The organism is Variovorax sp. Varisp85 (genome assembly GCF_047304045.1).
Taxonomy (GTDB): Bacteria; Pseudomonadota; Gammaproteobacteria; order Burkholderiales; family Burkholderiaceae_C; genus Variovorax.
On the sequence record NZ_JBGLYN010000006.1, the window covers coordinates 84670 to 100329 of the forward strand.

Annotated in this window: 15 protein-coding genes; 6 read left to right on the forward strand and 9 right to left on the reverse strand. The window is 69.2% G+C overall.

Annotation, left to right across the window (positions count from 1 at the left end; all coding sequences use genetic code 11):
- Window positions 1–16: 16 nt before the first annotated feature.
- The 3 genes from ACCC97_RS04430 to ACCC97_RS04440 form a co-directional block, all read right to left on the reverse strand.
- Window positions 17–673 (reverse strand): response regulator transcription factor, encoded by a 657-nt coding sequence (locus tag ACCC97_RS04430; RefSeq protein ID WP_007838070.1) that lies wholly within the window; start codon window positions 671–673, stop codon window positions 17–19.
- Between the two features lie 85 nt (window positions 674–758).
- Window positions 759–1886, reverse strand: a complete 1128-nt coding sequence (locus ACCC97_RS04435) for a winged helix DNA-binding domain-containing protein (protein WP_042674269.1) — start codon at window positions 1884–1886, stop codon at window positions 759–761.
- A complete protein-coding gene (locus ACCC97_RS04440) occupies window positions 1853–2686 on the reverse strand; it encodes a pseudouridine synthase (protein ID WP_007838072.1) in 834 nt (277 codons plus the stop codon). The genes ACCC97_RS04435 and ACCC97_RS04440 overlap by 34 nt, the downstream gene beginning before the upstream one ends.
- Window positions 2687–2769: 83 nt before the next feature.
- On the opposite strand from ACCC97_RS04440, the gene ACCC97_RS04445 reads away from it, so the two are divergent.
- The 6 genes from ACCC97_RS04445 to ACCC97_RS04470 all read left to right on the forward strand — a co-directional run bounded on the left by ACCC97_RS04445 (window position 2770) and on the right by ACCC97_RS04470 (window position 8885).
- Window positions 2770–3840 carry a bifunctional nicotinamide-nucleotide adenylyltransferase/Nudix hydroxylase gene (locus ACCC97_RS04445; RefSeq protein ID WP_413331700.1) on the forward strand — a complete coding sequence of 357 codons (1071 nt, stop codon included), beginning with the start codon at window positions 2770–2772 and terminating at the stop codon, window positions 3838–3840.
- Window positions 3841–3907: 67 nt separating this feature from the next.
- A complete protein-coding gene (locus tag ACCC97_RS04450; RefSeq protein ID WP_413315248.1) occupies window positions 3908–5353 on the forward strand; it encodes a nicotinate phosphoribosyltransferase in 1446 nt (481 codons plus the stop codon).
- A 90-nt stretch (window positions 5354–5443) separates the two neighbouring features.
- Window positions 5444–6598, forward strand: a complete 1155-nt coding sequence (locus tag ACCC97_RS04455; protein ID WP_413331701.1) for an MGDG synthase family glycosyltransferase — start codon at window positions 5444–5446, stop codon at window positions 6596–6598.
- Window positions 6595–7098 (forward strand): hypothetical protein, encoded by a 504-nt coding sequence (locus ACCC97_RS04460; protein WP_413315249.1) that lies wholly within the window; start codon window positions 6595–6597, stop codon window positions 7096–7098. The genes ACCC97_RS04455 and ACCC97_RS04460 overlap by 4 nt, the downstream gene beginning before the upstream one ends.
- A complete protein-coding gene (locus ACCC97_RS04465; protein WP_007838084.1) occupies window positions 7095–7667 on the forward strand; it encodes a dual specificity protein phosphatase family protein in 573 nt (190 codons plus the stop codon). Before ACCC97_RS04460 ends, ACCC97_RS04465 begins: the two co-directional genes overlap by 4 nt.
- 87 nt (window positions 7668–7754) lie before the next feature.
- Window positions 7755–8885, forward strand: a complete 1131-nt coding sequence (locus tag ACCC97_RS04470) for a zinc-binding dehydrogenase (protein WP_007838086.1) — start codon at window positions 7755–7757, stop codon at window positions 8883–8885.
- Between the two features lie 31 nt (window positions 8886–8916).
- On the opposite strand, the gene kdpE is transcribed toward ACCC97_RS04470, so the two are convergent.
- Genes kdpE through kdpB form a run of 6 tightly spaced genes read right to left on the reverse strand, consistent with a single transcriptional unit; the run spans window position 8917 to window position 15655 of the window.
- A complete protein-coding gene (kdpE, locus tag ACCC97_RS04475) occupies window positions 8917–9615 on the reverse strand; it encodes a two-component system response regulator KdpE (protein ID WP_007838088.1) in 699 nt (232 codons plus the stop codon).
- Between the two features lie 4 nt (window positions 9616–9619).
- Window positions 9620–12376, reverse strand: a complete 2757-nt coding sequence (locus ACCC97_RS04480; protein WP_413331702.1) for a DUF4118 domain-containing protein — start codon at window positions 12374–12376, stop codon at window positions 9620–9622.
- A gap of 12 nt (window positions 12377–12388) precedes the next feature.
- On the reverse strand, window positions 12389–12520 hold the full coding sequence (locus tag ACCC97_RS04485; RefSeq protein ID WP_007838092.1) for a hypothetical protein: 132 nt from the start codon (window positions 12518–12520) through the stop codon (window positions 12389–12391).
- Window positions 12510–12887: a hypothetical protein gene (locus ACCC97_RS04490; protein WP_007838094.1), complete on the reverse strand. Its 378-nt coding sequence runs from the start codon at window positions 12885–12887 to the stop codon at window positions 12510–12512. Before ACCC97_RS04490 ends, ACCC97_RS04485 begins: the two co-directional genes overlap by 11 nt.
- A 16-nt stretch (window positions 12888–12903) precedes the next feature.
- Window positions 12904–13542 (reverse strand): potassium-transporting ATPase subunit KdpC, encoded by a 639-nt coding sequence (gene kdpC / locus ACCC97_RS04495; RefSeq protein WP_413331703.1) that lies wholly within the window; start codon window positions 13540–13542, stop codon window positions 12904–12906.
- Window positions 13543–13555: 13 nt separating this feature from the next.
- Window positions 13556–15655 (reverse strand): potassium-transporting ATPase subunit KdpB, encoded by a 2100-nt coding sequence (kdpB, locus tag ACCC97_RS04500; protein WP_413331704.1) that lies wholly within the window; start codon window positions 15653–15655, stop codon window positions 13556–13558.
- Window positions 15656–15660 lie beyond the last annotated feature (5 nt).

A 15660-nucleotide genomic window follows, 5' to 3' on the forward strand; every position in this document is an offset into this window, starting at 1 on the left:
CTGGGGGCGAGCATCATCATGCCGCGACGCGCCAGCCGAGCCCGCGTACGTTGCGGATCGATTCGGCGCCGAGCTTGCGGCGCATGCCGTGGATGAGCACGTCGATCGCGTTGCTCGTGACTTCCTCGCCCCAGCCGTAGATGCGGTTCTCGAGCTGCTCGCGCGAAAGGATGGCGCCGGGCCGCTCCAGCAGCGCGTGCAGCAGGGCGAACTCGCGCGCGGTGAGTGCCTCGCGCGCACCGTTGGCCACCACTTCGCGCGTGGTGAGGTCGAGCTGCAATGCACCGCTGCCGACCAGCGAATGCGCCGCGCCGTCGCGGCGCCGCACCACGGCGCGCATGCGCGCGAGCAGCTCGCGGAACTCGAAGGGCTTGAGCAGGTAGTCGTCGGCGCCGAGGTCGAGGCTGTGGATGCGGTCATCGAGGCCGTCGCGCGCCGTGAGCACCAGCACCGGGGTGGCGTCGCCGCGTTCGCGCGCGCGGCGCAGCACTTCGGTGCCGTCGTGCTTCGGCAGCCCGAGGTCGAGCAGCACGCAGGTGTAGCCGCCGTCGCCGAGCGCGCTCTGCGCCAGTTCGCCGTCGCGCACCCAGTCCGCGGACCAGCCCGCGCCCTCGAGCGCCTGCTTCAGGCTGCGCCCGATCATTTCATCGTCTTCCACCAACAGCACGCGCATCGCGGCAACTCCTTCGGCCGCAAGGTAGCACGCGACCGGGATGATCGGAAGAGCCTGCGCCGCGGCGCAGCGTAGTGGCGCAGAGTTACGTGGGACTTAAGGGCCCGCGCACGGCATGGCGTTCGCCCTCGCCGTCGGAGGTGAAGGCCAGCAGCTCCAGGGCCTCTTCCTCCACACCGAGACGGTCGGCCTTGGACCAGCGCGTGAACGGCTCCAGCACCACGGTCGCGGTGTTCTTCGCGCGCTCGATCTTCCAGACACCCGCCACGAACCCATCGAGCAGCACCGTGCCGCGCACGATGCCGTTGACGGTGAACACGCGGGCCCGGTGCACTTCGCTCAGCACGCGGCTGCGGTCGGCGTGCGCAAGCAGCAGGCTGTCCCACTCGGCCACGAGGCGCGGCGGCGCGGGCGTGTCGGGGTCGGGGCGCGGCGCGCGGGGCAGGTCGAACAGCTCCTGCCCGCCTTCGCCGACGAACACGCGCAGCTGCGGCCGCAGGCGCTCGGCCACCGCCTTCCAGCCCGTGAGGCCCGACCATGCGCCAGCATCGGCCAGCGTGGCGGGACCAAAGGCGCCGAGGTAGCGCAGCAGCAGATCGTCCTGCGTGGCCCGGGGTGCCTCGACGCTGCCCAGCCAGTCGCCCAGGGGCTGCAGCAATGCACTCTGGTGCGAGTTCCAGCTGCCGGCCGGCGGCAGGTGCACCAGCGGCAGGTTGTTGCGGATCAGCGCGGCGAGCGAGGCGGTCTCGCGGCCCTTCCATCGCATGCCGAGGGCCTGGCCGAGTTCGGCGCTGGTGTGCGGTTTCTCGCCGAGCAGCGCGCGCCCCGCCGCCACCACCGCCTCGCGGTCGAGGCCTTCGAGCGCGCGCTTGTGGTTGCCAAGCAGGCCGCGCTGATGCACCGGCTCCAGCAGCGGACGCCATGCCAGCGCATCGTGCGCGGTCATCAGGTGCAGGGTGGAGCGCATCGTCGACATGCGCACGATGCGGCGCCTGCGCATTGCCTCGGTCAGCTGCTCGCGCTCGAAGCCTTCGAGCCGGCTCCAGAGGCCGATGTAGGGCGGGTTGGGTGCCTGTGCCTGCAGCCCGGCAAGCCGTTCGACGGCCTGCACCGCCGTGAGCTTGCGCCGCGCCAGCAGCATCTGCCGTGCCAGCGTGGCGCGGTTCAGCGCCCGCAGGCTCAGAACTTCTCGTGCGGTCCGAGGTAGCGCCATTGCCCCAGCGGCAGGTTGCCAAGCATCACCTTGCCGATGCGCACGCGCTTCAGCCCCACCACCTTCAGGCCGACCAGCTCGCACATGCGGCGGATCTGCCGCTTCTTGCCTTCGGTGAGCACGAAGCGCAGCTGCTCGGGGTTCTGCCATTCGACCCGCGCCGGCTTCAGCGCCTGGCCGTCGAGGCTCAGACCGTGGCGCAGCTTCGCCAGCATGGCCGGTGGAAAGACCGCCTGCACGTTGGTGGTGACGGGATCGTCGTCGTCCATGCGCACCAGCTGGCCCGTGGGCGCGGGCTGACCCAGGCCGTGGTAGGCCACGCGCACGAGGTATTCCTTCTCCATCACCGAGTCTTCGCCGATCAGCTGGCGCGCGATGCGGCCGTCCTGCGTCATGACCAGCAGGCCGATGGAGTCGATGTCGAGCCGCCCGCAAGGCGCGAGGCCGCGCAGCTGCTGCGGGCTGAAGAAGAAACGCGCGTTGTCGTCGGCCCAGCGGTTCTGCGGCGTGAACAGCGTGACCGCCGGCTCGTGGCCGTCTTCGGCCTGCCCGCTCACGTAGCCGATGGGCTTGTTGATGAGGATGGTGACCTGGTTGGCCTGCTGGCCCCTGGCCGCCTTGTCGATCTCGATGCGGTCGGACGGCACGACCTTCACGCCCATCTCGGCCGGCTTGCCGTTGACCTTCACCCAGCCGTTGGCGATCCATTCGTCGGCCTCGCGGCGCGAGCACATTTTCAGTTCGGCCATGCGCTTGTTGAGGCGCACGGCACCAGTGGGGGAAGTGGAGGGCTCGGTCATCGGAAGGCTTGATCAATGTGCGGCACCGATGCTATCCTGAACGCAAGCGCGAGTTGATCGCGCCCTTTTTGGGGGATTCCCAAGTGAGCACACGCAAGTTTCAATACGCCATCGTTATCGGGCGTTTCCAGCCCGTCCATTTCGGACATCAACGACTCATCGAAGAAGGCCTTCGCGCCGCCGATCGGGTCATCGTGGTGGTCGGCTCCGACCGCAAGCCACGCAGCGTCAAGAACCCCTTCACCTTCGACGAGCGCGAACGCATGGTGCGCGCCTGCCTGCGCGGCACCGAGCAGATGCGCGTGAGCGTGGTGGGCGTGGGCGATTCGCCCTACAACGACCAGATCTGGATCGCGTCGATCCAGTCGGCGGTCGAGCGGCTCATCACGCAGGACGGCCACGCGCCGGCCAAGGCCAGGGTTGCACTGGTGGGCCACCTGAAGGACGCATCGAGCTACTACCTGAAGCTCTTCCCGCACTGGGAATTCGCCGGCCAGAACAGCGTGGAGAGCCTCAACGCCACCGACGTGCGCAGCCTCTACTTCGATCCCGAGAACCGCGGCCAGCTGGCACGCGCCGACCTGCCCGACGGCACCGCGGCCTTCCTCGAGCAGTTCTCGAACACCGCCGACTACGCCGAGCTTTGCGAAGAGCGCGCGTTCCTCGCCGACTATCGCGACAAGTACCGCTATGCGGGCAGCAGCTTTCCGCCGATCTACACCACGGTCGACGCGATCGTGGTCGAGGCCGGCCACATTCTGCTCGTGCAGCGCAAGTTCCATCCCGGCAAGGGCACCTGGGCGCTGCCCGGCGGCTTCGTCGGCCAGCACGAGCGCCTGCAGGACGCGGCCATCCGCGAGCTGAAGGAAGAAACCCGGCTCAAGGTGCCCGTGCCCGTGCTCAACGGCAGCATGAAGGCCAGCCACGTGTTCGACGCGCCCGACCGCTCGCAGCGCGGGCGCACCATCACGCATGGCTTCTTCTTCGAGCTGGCGCACAACCAGTGGACGGGCCTGTCGGAGGTGCGCGCCGACGACGATGCGGCCGAGGTGCGCTGGGTGCCCATCGCCGAGTTCCTCGACATGCAGGAGCGCATCTACGAAGACCACTTCTTCATCGCGAATCATTTTTTGGGTGGCCTGGGCAAGAACTGAACGACCAGGCTTTGTCAGCAAGAACGGCCCCGGTTGACGGGCGCCACAGTGAAAGGAGCTTTCACACATGAACCGCAATCTCACCTCCACGCCCCTGGGCAACAACCTGCTGCTTCGCACCGACTCCTACAAGGTGTCGCACTGGATGCAGTACCCGCCCGGCACGCAGACGGTGTACAGCTACATCGAATCGCGCGGCGGCATCTTCAGCCACTCCCTCTTCTTCGGCCTGCAGGCCTACCTGCGCGAATACCTGCAGACGCCCGTGACGCTGGCCGACGTGGAGGAAGCCGCAGCACTCATGGCCGTGCACGGCGAGCCCTTCAACCGCGAAGGCTGGCTGCGCCTGATCGAGAAGCATGGCGGGCTGATGCCGGTGCGCATCCGCGCGGTGCCCGAGGGCAGCGTGCTGCCGGTGCACAACGTGCTCGCGACCATCGAGAACACCGACCCCGAGTTCTTCTGGGTCACGAGCTTTCTCGAGACCGAGTTGCTGCGCGCCATCTGGTATCCGACCACGGTGGCAACCCTCTCGGCCGCCGCGCGCACCACGCTGCTGCGGTACCTCGAAGCGACCTGCGACGACCCGCAAGGGCAGATCGCCTTCAGGCTGCACGATTTCGGCGCGCGCGGCGTGTCGAGCCTCGAATCGGCCGCGCTCGGCGGCATGGCCCACCTGGTGAACTTCATGGGCACCGACACGCTGGCCGCGCTGGTGGCCGCGCGCCGATACTACGACTGCGACGTGGCGGGCTTCTCGATTCCAGCCGCGGAACACAGCACCATCACGGGCTGGGGCCGGGAGCACGAAGCCGACGCGTACAGCAACATGGTCGACCAGTTCGGCAAGCCCGGCGCGACCTTCGCGGTGGTGAGCGACAGCTACGACATCTTCAACGCCTGCGCGCGCATCTGGGGCGGCGAGCTGAAGGCAAAGGTGGTGGCTTCGGGCGCGACGCTGGTGGTGCGGCCCGACTCGGGCGACCCGGCCGAGACCACGCTCAAGGTGGCGCAGATCCTGGCCGAGCGCTTCGGCACGACGACCAATGCCAAGGGCTTTCGCGTGCTGAACAACGTGCGCATCATCCAGGGCGATGGCGTGAACCTCGACTCGCTGCGGCTGTGCCTGTCGAACTTCTTCCACAACGGCTTCTCGACGGAGAACATCTCCTTCGGCATGGGCGGCGGGCTGTTGCAGCAGGTCAACCGCGACACGATGCAGTGGGCAATGAAGTCCTCCGCCATGCAGGTGAACGGCGAGTGGCGCGACGTGTACAAGTCGCCGGTGGGCGATGTGGGCAAGGCCTCGAAGAAGGGACGGCTCGCGCTGGTGAAGAACGCGCGCGGCGAGGTGCAGACATTGCGCGAAGAGGCACTCTCGGCGGGGCAGAGCGATCTGCTGCAGACGGTGTTCGAGAACGGTCGCATCGTCGAGAGCACTACGTTTGAGGCTGTTCGGGAGCGGGCGGCCATTGGGGTGAATCAGTTCATTACCTCTCGGGCGCCGCTCTGAGGCGCGGTCTTTCGGGGCGTGTGCACAGGCCCCAAAGACCGCAGCAAGTGCCACAAGGCATCGCCATAATCCGCGCAACTTCCGGATTTCATGACCAAACTCCTGATCCTCAGCGTGAGCGCCGGCAACGGCCACGTGCGTGCAGCACAGGCGCTTGCCGCCACCGCCCAGACCCTCGCCCCGCCCTGCACTGCGGTCCACATCGATGCGATGGCCCACGTGGCCGGCGGCTTTCGCAAGGTCTACACCGACTGGTACATCCAGCTCGTGAACCGGGCACCCGAGCTGTGGTCGTACCTGCACCAGCGCACCGACACCACGCCGCACCACGCGCCCTCGCAACGCCTGCGCCGCGGCATCGAACGGCTGAGCACCGGCGCGCTCGTGAAGGAGATTCGCCGCGAGAAGCCCGATGCTGTGGTCTGCACGCACTTCCTGCCGGCCGAGCTGCTGATGCGCGAGCGCAACCGCGGCCGCATCGACTACCCGGTGTGGCTGCAGATCACCGACTACGACCTGCACAACATGTGGCTGGTGCCGGGCATGGCCGGCTACCTGGCCGCGACGGAAGAGGTGGCGTTCCGCCTGCGCGCGCGCGGCATTCCTGCAGACCGCATCCACGTCACCGGCATTCCGGTGATGCCGGCGTTTTCCGAACCCGATGTGCCGGCGCTCGCACGCCACACCTGCGTGGCGGAACTCGGCCTCGATCCTTCGCGGCCCGTGCTGCTGATGGCGTCTGGCGGCGCGGGGGTCGGCGACCTCGCGAGCATGGTCGAGCGCGTGCTCGGCCTCGGCGGTGAAGGCAACTTCCAGGTCATCGCCGTGGCGGGCCGCAACGTGGAAGCGCACGGCAAGCTCGAAGCCCTGGCCAGGCGCCACCCGGGCCGCGTGGTGGCCATCGGCTTCACCAACGAGATGCACAAGATGATGGCCGCGGCCGACCTCGTCGTGACCAAGCCCGGCGGCCTCACGGTGTCCGAGTGCCTGGCGCTCGGCAAGCCGATGCTGCTGATCTCGCCCATTCCGGGGCAGGAAGAACACAACGCCGGCTTCCTGATGGAGGAAGGCGCGGCCTGGCTCGCCTACGACGCCATCGGGCTCGACTACAAGGTGGCGCGCCTGATGGCCGCCCCCGCCAAGCTCGCGCACATGGCCTCGCGCAGCCGGGCGCTGGGCAAACCGCAGGCCGCGCGCACGGTGCTGCAGCACGTGCTGGCTGCGCCGGCGGGAACGACGGCGTGAGCGGCGCCGCCGAAAAGACGGGCGTGGCCCGCACGCTCGGCTATCTCGCCTGGGTGGCTGTCATGGCCTTCTTCTTCGCCAACGCCGAGATCCAGATCGAAGGCGGCGCGGGCTGGGCCACCTCGCTGCCGACCTGGCGCATCGAGAACAGCATCTGGCTCGATCTCTTCTGGGGCGGCCGCGCGATGACGGGCTACCACGCCTGGGTGTTCACCTTCATGGCGCTGGTGTTCTTCTCGCCGCTGGCCTTCAACGGGCGCTGGACGTGGCGCGACGTCGGGTTGGCGGTGGCGGGGCTCATCGTGTTCTGGGTGTGCGAAGACTTCCTGTGGTTCATCATCAACCCGGCCTTCGGCTGGGCGCGCTTCAATGCGGTGGATGCGTTCTGGCACAAGCACTGGGTGTGGGGCGCGCCGGTCGACTACTGGGGCGGGCTCGCGGTGGCGGCGCTGATCCTGGGGACGCGGCACTGGCGGCGCGAGAAGAAGAAAAAGCAATGACGAAGAAGCACAGGACAGCAGCAGCAACAGCGGAAGAAGGCATCGCCGACCCGCGCCCCGGCCACTGGGCCGACCCGCTGGACGAACTGCAGGTCGAGAACCTGCACCGCATCACGCCCACGCTCTACCGCAGCGCGCAGCCGCGGCGCGCCAACATGGCGGCGCTGCAGTCGCTGGGCATCCGCACCGTGGTGAGCCTGCGCTCCTTCAACGACGACAGGAAGGTGTTCGCGGGCACCGGCATCCGGCTGGTGCGCGTGCCGATCAACACCTGGTCCATCGACGACGCCAAGGTGCTGCGCGCGCTGGTGGCGATCCGCGAGGCCGGGAAGCATGGCCCGGTGCTCATCCACTGCATGCACGGCGCCGACCGCACCGGCGTGATCGCGGCGGTCTACCGCATGGCGGTGCAGGACTGGGACAAGGACAGCGCACGCAACGAAATGCTGCGCGGCGGCTACGGCTACCACACGCTGTGGCGCAACATTCCGCGCTATATCGAGCGGCTCGACCCGGTGAAGATGCGCCACGCGCTGGCCCATGCGCCGGTGGTTCCCGTGGTGTCCTGAAGGCGCCTGCAGCTTTCGCACCGCGCTCCTATACTGGCCGCCCCGTGGCCACAGGCCATCTGCGAACCGTCTGAAAAGGGGCCTCCCATGGCACTGCAAATCCGCTCCCTCATCCGCGCCAACGGCGAACTCGAACTCTCGCTGCACGACGACCCGATCCCCGAACCGCAGGCCCACGAAGTCGTGATCCGCGTCGAGGCGTCGCCGTTGAACCCGTCGGACCTCGGCCTGCTGTTCGGTGCGGCCGACATGAGCACCGCCAAGGCCTCGGGCACCGCCGAGCGCCCGGTCGTCACCGCCACGGTGCCCGAGCGCGCGCTTCCCGCCATGGCGGCGCGGCTCGACCAGTCGATGCCGGTCGGCAACGAAGGCGCGGGCGTGGTGGTCAAGGCCGGTTCGTCGCCGGCTGCGCAGGCGCTGCTCGGCAAGACCGTGGCGGCCATCGGCGGCGCGATGTATTCGCAGTACCGCTGCCTCGCCGCTGCCCAGTGCATGGAACTGCCCGAAGGCACCACACCGGCCGAAGGCGCGTCGTGCTTCGTCAACCCGCTCACCTCGCTGAGCATGGTCGAGACCATGCGCATGGAAGGCCACAAGGCGCTGGTGCACACGGCCGCCGCGTCGAACCTGGGCCAGATGCTCAACAAGATCTGCCAGAAGGACGGCATCGCGCTCGTCAACATCGTGCGCAAGCAGGAGCAGGAAGACCTGCTGCGCGGCCTGGGCGCGAAGTACGTGTGCAACGCGACCTCGCCCACCTTCCTCGAAGACCTGACGCAGGCATTGGTCGAGACCGGCGCCACGCTGGCCTTCGACGCCACCGGCGGCGGCAAGCTCGCCGGGCAGATCCTCGGCTGCATGGAAGCCGCGATCAACCGCACGGCCAAGGAATACAGCCGCTACGGTTCGACCACGCACAAGCAGGTGTACATCTACGGCGGCCTCGACCGCAGCCCGACCGAGTTCGTGCGCAACTTCGGCATGGCGTGGGGCATGGGCGGGTGGCTGCTGTTCCCGTTCCTCGGAAAACTCGGCGACGAAGGCACCAAGCGTTTGAAGGCGCGCGTCGTCGCGGAGCTGAAGACCACGTTCGCGAGCAAGTACACGCGTGAGGTTTCGCTGGTCGAGGCGCTGCAGCTCGATGCGATCGGGGTTTATGGGAAGCAGGCTACGGGGGAGAAGTTCTTGCTGAATCCGAACAAGGGTGTTGCTGTTTGAACGTTGCGCCCTGAACGCACGCACCCGAGAGCTAAACAACCAGCCGATACCCCACAGCCGTCTCGGTCAGCAGATGCCGAGGCTGCGCCGGATCGTCTTCGAGCTTCTGCCGCAGATGCCCCATGTAGATCCGCAGGTAGTGGCTCTGGCCGGTGTGCGACGGGCCCCACACCTCGCGCAATAGCTGGCGTTGCGTCAACACGCGGCCTGCATTGGCGACCAGCACCGACAGCAGGCGGTATTCGGTCGGCGTCAGGTGCACCTCGGTGCCCGCACGACGGACGAGGCGCGCGGCGCGGTCGAGCTCGATCTCGCCGAAGCGGAACAGCGCCTCGGGCACCTCGTCCGCGCTGCCGCCCACCGCACGCGGACGACGCAGGTTGGCGCGAACGCGCGCCAGCAGTTCACCTGTGCCGAAGGGCTTGGTGAGGTAGTCGTCGGCCCCCGCGTCGAGCGCGGCGATCTTGTCGGCCTCGTCGCTGCGCGCGGACAGCACGATGATCGGCACGGCCGACCAGCCGCGCACGTCGCGGATCAGCGAGACGCCGTCGCCGTCGGGCAGCCCCAGGTCGAGCACCAGCAGGTCGGGCTGGCGCGTGCCCGCTGCGGCGAGCCCGTCGCGCAAACTGCCGGCTTCATGCACCACCCAGCCCTCGGCCTCGAGCGCACCGCGCACGAAGCGGCGGATCTGCGGCTCGTCTTCGATCACGATGGCGGTGGGGGCTGGCATGGGGTCAGAGTTGGGCTTCGGCCGGCTCGGGTGGCTCGCGGCGCGGCAGGGTGACCGTGAATTCTGCACCGCCGTCGCGCGCGTTGCCGGCCGCGATTTCACCGCCGTGCGCACTCACCACCGCCTTGCAGATCGCCAGGCCCAGGCCCACGCCCGGCGTGGCGGATTCGGCCTCGCCGCGCGTGAACTTGTCGAAGAGCTTCTGTTCGTGGCCCAGCAGCGCGGCCGGCAGGCCGGGGCCGTGGTCGCGCACCGTCAGCACCAGCGCGCCGGGCTCGGCACGCGCGCCGACCACGATGGGCGGCGCGCCGTACTTGATGGCGTTCTCCAGCAGGTTGACCAGCACGCGCTCGATCAGCACGGCGTCGAACTCGACCAGCGGCAACTCCGGGTCGAGCGCGGTCTGCACCACGGTGCTGCCCAGCGAAGTGCGCGCCGCGCGAATGGCAGAGCCCACCACTTCCTCCACCGACTGCCAGTCGCGCCGCAGGTTCACAGCGCCGCCGGCGATGCCGCTTTCGAGCCGCGCCATGTCGAGCAGGTTGCTCACCAGCGCATGCAGCTCGTGCGCCTGCGCGACGATGGCGCGCGCGGCCTCGGCGTGCTCTCCGGGTGGCAATGTCTGCAGCGACTCGGCCAGCGCGATCAGCGCGGTGAGCGGCGTGCGCACGTCGTGCGAGATGGCACCGAGCAGCGCATTGCGCAAGCGCTCCGACTCCATCTCGACCACGGCCTGCTGCGCCACTTCGACGTAGTGCACGCGCTCCAGCGCGATCGCGATCTGCCGCGCCAGCGTGTCGAGCTGCTGCGCCTGCTCGGGAATGAGCAGCCAGCGCGGCTGCGCGGGCGACAGCGCGAGCACGCCGCGCACACGCATCGGCGCCTGCAGCGGCACGTAGTGCCAGGGCTGCGCGGCCAGCGTGGCCGTGGCGAGTCCTGCCGGCTGGCCGTGGCGGAAGGCCCAATCGGCGACCTGCGGGTCGAAGCCCTGAGGCGGGTCGGAAGGCTGCACCAGCTGATCGGATGTATCGGTCACCAATACGAGCGCATCGCCACCGAAGTGGCCCCGCACGGCAGCGGCGCCGAGCGCGATCACCTGCGAGCTTTCGAGCGCGGCGGACAGTTCGCGCGTCAGCTCGAACAGCGAGCGCGCGCGCCGCTCGCGGCTGGTCGACACGCCGGCCGCGAAGCGCAGGCCCGCCATGAGCTGGCCCACCAGCAGGCCGACGCCGAGCATGACCGCGAAGGTCAGCACGTACTGCACGTCGCTCACCGCGAACGACAGGCGCGGCGGCACGAAGAAATAGTCGAAAGCCGCGACGTTGAGCAGGGCGGCCAGTGCCGAGGGCCCGCGCCCGAAACGCATCGCCACGCCCACCACGCCGAGCAGGAACAGCATGACGATGTTCGACAGCTCCAGCACGCCGACCAGCGGCGTGCACGCCAGCGTGAGCGCGATGCTGGTGGCCGCCGCCCATGCATAGCCGGGCCAGTAGATGGGCGCCTTCTCGTGGTCGTCGCTGTCGATGCTCGCGCCCTGCAGCGGCGCGCGCGACAGGCGGCGCGAGCTTTCGGCGGGCGCCACTTCCATGATGTCGAGCGCCGGCGCGCGCTGCGCCAATGCGCGCGCGAGTGGCACCGCCCTCGCGGACCACCAGCGCCGCCAGCCGGCCTCGGGCTGTGAGCGCCCGAGCACCAGCGTGGCGCAGTTGAGCCGCCGTGCCTGTTCGGCGAGCTGCTCGGCCACGTCGGAGCCGGTGAGCACGGCCGTGGCCGCGCCCAGTTCTTCCGCCAGCTTGAGCACCGCGAGGATGCGGTCGCGCTCCGCCGCGGCCAGCCGCTGCAGCCGGGGCGTCTCGACGTACACCGCGTGCCAGCGCACGTTGAGCTGTCCCGCGAGCCTCGCGGCCGTGCGCACGGTCTGCGCCGCGCCCTCGTGCGGGCCGACGCACGCGAGGATCGCCCCCGATGTGTTCCAGGCCTGCAGGCCGGGGCCCTTGCCGTTTGCGCCCGCGCCGCCCGGGCCCGACTGCTCCACGCGCCAGCCGCGCACGTCGTCTTCCACGTGCTCGGCGGTGCGCCGCAGCGCGATCTCGCGCAGGGCGATCAGGTTGCCCTTGCGGAAGAAATTCTGCGCGGCGCGCTCCGCCTGCTGCGGCAGGTAGACCTTGCCGGCCGCGAGCCGCGCCGTGAGCTCGTCGGGCGTGACGTCGACCAGCACCACCTCGTCGGCCTCGTCGAGCACGGTGTCGGGCACGGTCTCGTGCACGCGCACGCCGGTGATGGCGCCGACCGTGCCGTTGAGGCTCTCGAGATGCTGCACATTGAGCGCCGACCACACCTCGATGCCGGCGGCCAGCAGCTCCTGCACGTCCTGCCAGCGCTTGGCGTGGCGCGAGCCGGGAGCGTTGGTGTGGGCCAGTTCGTCGACCAGCAGCACGGCGGGCTTGCGCGCGAGCGCGGCGTCGAGGTCGAACTCGGCGAGCGTGCGCCCGCGGTAGTCCAGTTCGCGCAGCGGCAGCGCCTCCAGCCCCGAGAGCAGCGCGGCGGTCTCGCTGCGGCCATGGGTCTCGACCACGCCGATCAGCACGTCGCGCCCGGTGGCACGCTCGCGCTGCGCGGCGCTGAGCATGGCCCATGTCTTGCCGACGCCCGCGCTGGCGCCGAAATAGATGCGCAGCTTGCCGCGCTGGGCGCGCGCCTCGTCGCTGCGCAGCTGCGCGAGCAGCGCGTCGGGATCGGGGCGGAGCACTTCGTTCATCGGCGGCACAGGTTAGCGCATCGGGCGATCCTTGCGGCGGCCTGCATGGCGCCGAGCGGTGCGCGACAGCACCCACCAGGCAAAGCCCAGCGGCACGAACAGCGCCGCCATGGCCAGCAGCGCCATCAACAGGTCAGTGACCATGGCGCAGGCCGCAGCGCGCGAGGTGTTCGCGCCAGCTCACGAGCCGGCCGATCTCGCCCGAAGGCACGCATTCGATCAGCCGGTGCAGCACGTCGGCATAACGCGCGAGCGGCAGGCGGATCATCAGGCGCACGCAGGGCGCGTCGCTTTCCTGCGAGCTGCAGGCATGCAGCAGCGGCTCGCAGCGCACCACGCCGGCCTCGGGGCAGCCGGCGATGCTGCGGCGCACGCGCAGCGCGTCGGCGCAGCAGACCGTGACGTCGAGCACGTAGAACGCGCTGCTTCCATTTCTGCCGTTGCCTTGCTTGTTCAGGGGAGCGTGCGTTCTCTGCACGCCGGGGTGTTCTCGATAGGCGGCATAGGCCATGGTTGGTTTTTTCTCCTCAACGCGGAACCGAAGGGCTGAAGGAACCCGAAGCGGCATCGAGCGCGATGTTCAACGCCAGCACATTGACGCGCGCCTCGCCCAGAAAGCCCAGCAGCGGCTTCTGCGTGTTCCTGTCGATCAGCGACTGGACCTCGGACAGCGGCATGCCGCGCACGCGCGCCACCCGCGCCGCCTGGTACTGAGCGGCGGCGAGGCTGATGTCGGGGTCGAGCCCGCTGGCCGAGGCCGTGACCAGGTCGACGGGCACCGGCGCGGTGTTGTCCGGATCGGCCGCGCGCAACGCTTCCACGCGCGCCTTCACCGCATCGGCCAGCGCGGGGTTGAGCGGCCCCTGGTTGGAGCCGCCTGAAGCGCTCGCGTTGTAGGGCTGCGGCGCGGTGGCCGAGGGGCGGCTCCAGAAGTGCCTCGGATCGCTGAAGTTCTGGCCGATGAGCTTGGAGCCCACCACGGTGCCGTCGAGCACGATGAGGCTGCCGTCCGCCTGCGCGGGGAACGCCGTCTTCGCAACGCCGGTGACGGCCATCGGATAGATCAGGCCGGTGAGCGCGCTCAGCAGCACGAAGAGCACGAGCGCGGGGCGGACGATGCCGCCCTCGCTGCCATTGCCGTTGCCATTGACGATGTTGTTGTTCATGACGGAATACTCCTCAGACAAGATGGACGGCCACGAGCAGCCAGTCGATCAGCTTGATGCCGATGAAAGGCACGAGCAGGCCGCCCAGGCCGTAGATGGCCAGGTTGCGGCGCAGCAGCGCGGCGGCGCCCACCGGCCGGTAGCGCACGCCCTTGAGCGCCAGCGGAATCAGGAACACGATCACCAGCGCGTTGAAGATCACCGCGCTCAGGATCGCCGACGACGGGCTCGCCAGCCGCATCACGTTGAGCGCGCCCAGCTGCGGATAGGTCGAGATGAAGATCGCCGGAATGATGGCGAAGTACTTCGCCACGTCGTTCGCGATCGAGAAGGTGGTGAGCGAGCCGCGCGTCATCAGCAGCGCCTTGCCGGTCTCCACCACTTCCAGCAGCTTGGTCGGGTTGGAATCGAGGTCGACCATGTTGCCGGCCTCCTTCGCGGCCTGCGTGCCGCTGCCCATGGCCACGGCCACGTCGGCCTGCGCGAGCGCGGGGGCGTCGTTGGTGCCGTCGCCGGTCATGGCCACGAGGCGGCCTTCGGACTGGTACTGGCGGATCAGCGCGAGCTTGTCCTCGGGCGTGGCCTCGGCCAGGAAGTCGTCCACGCCGGCTTCGGCGGCGATGGCTGCTGCGGTGAGCTTGTTGTCGCCGGTGATCATCACCGTCTTGATGCCCATGCGGCGCAGCTCGGCGAAGCGCTCCTTGATGTCGGTCTTGACGATGTCCTTGAGCTCGACGATGCCGAGCACGCGGTTGCCCTCCGCCACCGCCAGCGGCGTGCTGCCGCGGCGCGCCGTTTCCTCGGCTGCGCGAAGCACCTCTGGCGCCGCCGTGCCGCCGATGGCCTCGACGTGGCGGCGCACCGCGTCGACCGCACCCTTGCGCAGCAGCACGAGGTCGGTGTCCAGGCTGTTCGGCGCGGCCGGCAAATCGGCGCCGCTCATGCGCGTCTGCGCGGTGAAGGCGACGAAGCGGGCACCTTCCACCGGCGTCGGCTCCAGGCCTTCGCGGCGCGCGAGCTCGACGATGCTGCGGCCCTCGGGCGTCTCGTCGGCCAGCGAGGCGATCATCGCGGCGCGCGCCAGGCGCGACTTGGTCACGCCAGGCGCGGGCAGGAATGCGCTGGCCTGGCGGTTGCCGTGCGTGATGGTGCCGGTCTTGTCGAGCAGCAGCACGTCGACGTCGCCAGCCGCTTCCACCGCGCGGCCCGAGGTGGCGATCACGTTGGCCTGCATCATGCGGCTCATGCCGGCCACGCCCACGGCCGACAGCAGCCCGCCGATGGTGGTCGGAATCAGGCACACCAGCAGCGCGACCAGCGCGGTGAGCGACACCACGGTGCCGGCGCCCGCGGCCTCCACGCTGAAGATGGAGAACGGCAACAGCGTGACCGTGACCATCAGGAACACGAGGGTGAGCGCGATCAGCAGGATAGTCAGCGCGATCTCGTTCGGCGTCTTTTGCCGCTTGGCGGCCTCGACCATGCCGATCATGCGGTCGAGGAACGACTCGCCCGGGTTGACCGAGATGCGCACCACCAGCCAGTCGGACAGCACGCGGGTGCCGCCGGTCACGGCCGAGAAGTCGCCGCCCGATTCGCGCACCACGGGTGCCGATTCGCCGGTGATGGCGCTTTCATCGACCGAGGCCACGCCTTCGATGACTTCGCCGTCGAGCGGAATCACGTCGCCGGTCTCGACCAGCACGACGTCGCCCTTGCGCAGGTTGGGCGCCTGTTCGGGAAGCCACTGCGCGCCGTGATGCGGCTCATGGAGCTTCTTGGCCCAGGTGTCCTTGCGCAGGCCGCGCAGCGAAGCCGCTTGCGCCTTGCTGCGGCCCTCGGCCAAGGCTTCCGCGAAGTTCGCGAACAGCACGGTGAACCACAGCCAGATGGTCACGGCCAGCACGAAGGCGGGCTTCATGCCGGTGTCACCGGGAAAGCTCAGCGCGTGCACCCAGAGCAGGCTGGTGAGGATGCTCCCGATGTAGACGATGAACATCACCGGGTTGCGCCACTGGGTGCGCGGATTCAGCTTGGCGAAGGCGCCCCACAGGGCGGGCTTGACCAGCGCTGCGTCGAACAGCGAAAGAGATGTTTTGGTGTGGACAGTCATGGTGC

Excerpts from the sequence above, each read along its gene's own strand:
- ACCC97_RS04465 (WP_007838084.1), top strand. The coding sequence starts at position 7,095 with ATGACGAAGAAGCACAGGACAGCAGCAGCAACAGCGGAAGAAGGCATC.
- kdpE (WP_007838088.1), bottom strand. The coding sequence starts at position 9,615 with ATGCCAGCCCCCACCGCCATCGTGATCGAAGACGAGCCGCAGATCCGC.
- ACCC97_RS04455 (WP_413331701.1), top strand. The coding sequence starts at position 5,444 with ATGACCAAACTCCTGATCCTCAGCGTGAGCGCCGGCAACGGCCACGTG.
- ACCC97_RS04450 (WP_413315248.1), top strand. The coding sequence starts at position 3,908 with ATGAACCGCAATCTCACCTCCACGCCCCTGGGCAACAACCTGCTGCTT.
- ACCC97_RS04430 (WP_007838070.1), bottom strand. The coding sequence starts at position 673 with ATGCGCGTGCTGTTGGTGGAAGACGATGAAATGATCGGGCGCAGCCTG.
- ACCC97_RS04480 (WP_413331702.1), bottom strand. The coding sequence starts at position 12,376 with ATGAACGAAGTGCTCCGCCCCGATCCCGACGCGCTGCTCGCGCAGCTG.
- ACCC97_RS04435 (WP_042674269.1), bottom strand. The coding sequence starts at position 1,886 with ATGGCGCTACCTCGGACCGCACGAGAAGTTCTGAGCCTGCGGGCGCTG.
- ACCC97_RS04440 (WP_007838072.1), bottom strand. The coding sequence starts at position 2,686 with ATGACCGAGCCCTCCACTTCCCCCACTGGTGCCGTGCGCCTCAACAAG.
- ACCC97_RS04470 (WP_007838086.1), top strand. The coding sequence starts at position 7,755 with ATGGCACTGCAAATCCGCTCCCTCATCCGCGCCAACGGCGAACTCGAA.
- kdpB (WP_413331704.1), bottom strand. The coding sequence starts at position 15,655 with ATGACTGTCCACACCAAAACATCTCTTTCGCTGTTCGACGCAGCGCTG.
- ACCC97_RS04490 (WP_007838094.1), bottom strand. The coding sequence starts at position 12,887 with ATGGCCTATGCCGCCTATCGAGAACACCCCGGCGTGCAGAGAACGCAC.
- kdpC (WP_413331703.1), bottom strand. The coding sequence starts at position 13,542 with ATGAACAACAACATCGTCAATGGCAACGGCAATGGCAGCGAGGGCGGC.
- ACCC97_RS04485 (WP_007838092.1), bottom strand. The coding sequence starts at position 12,520 with ATGGTCACTGACCTGTTGATGGCGCTGCTGGCCATGGCGGCGCTGTTC.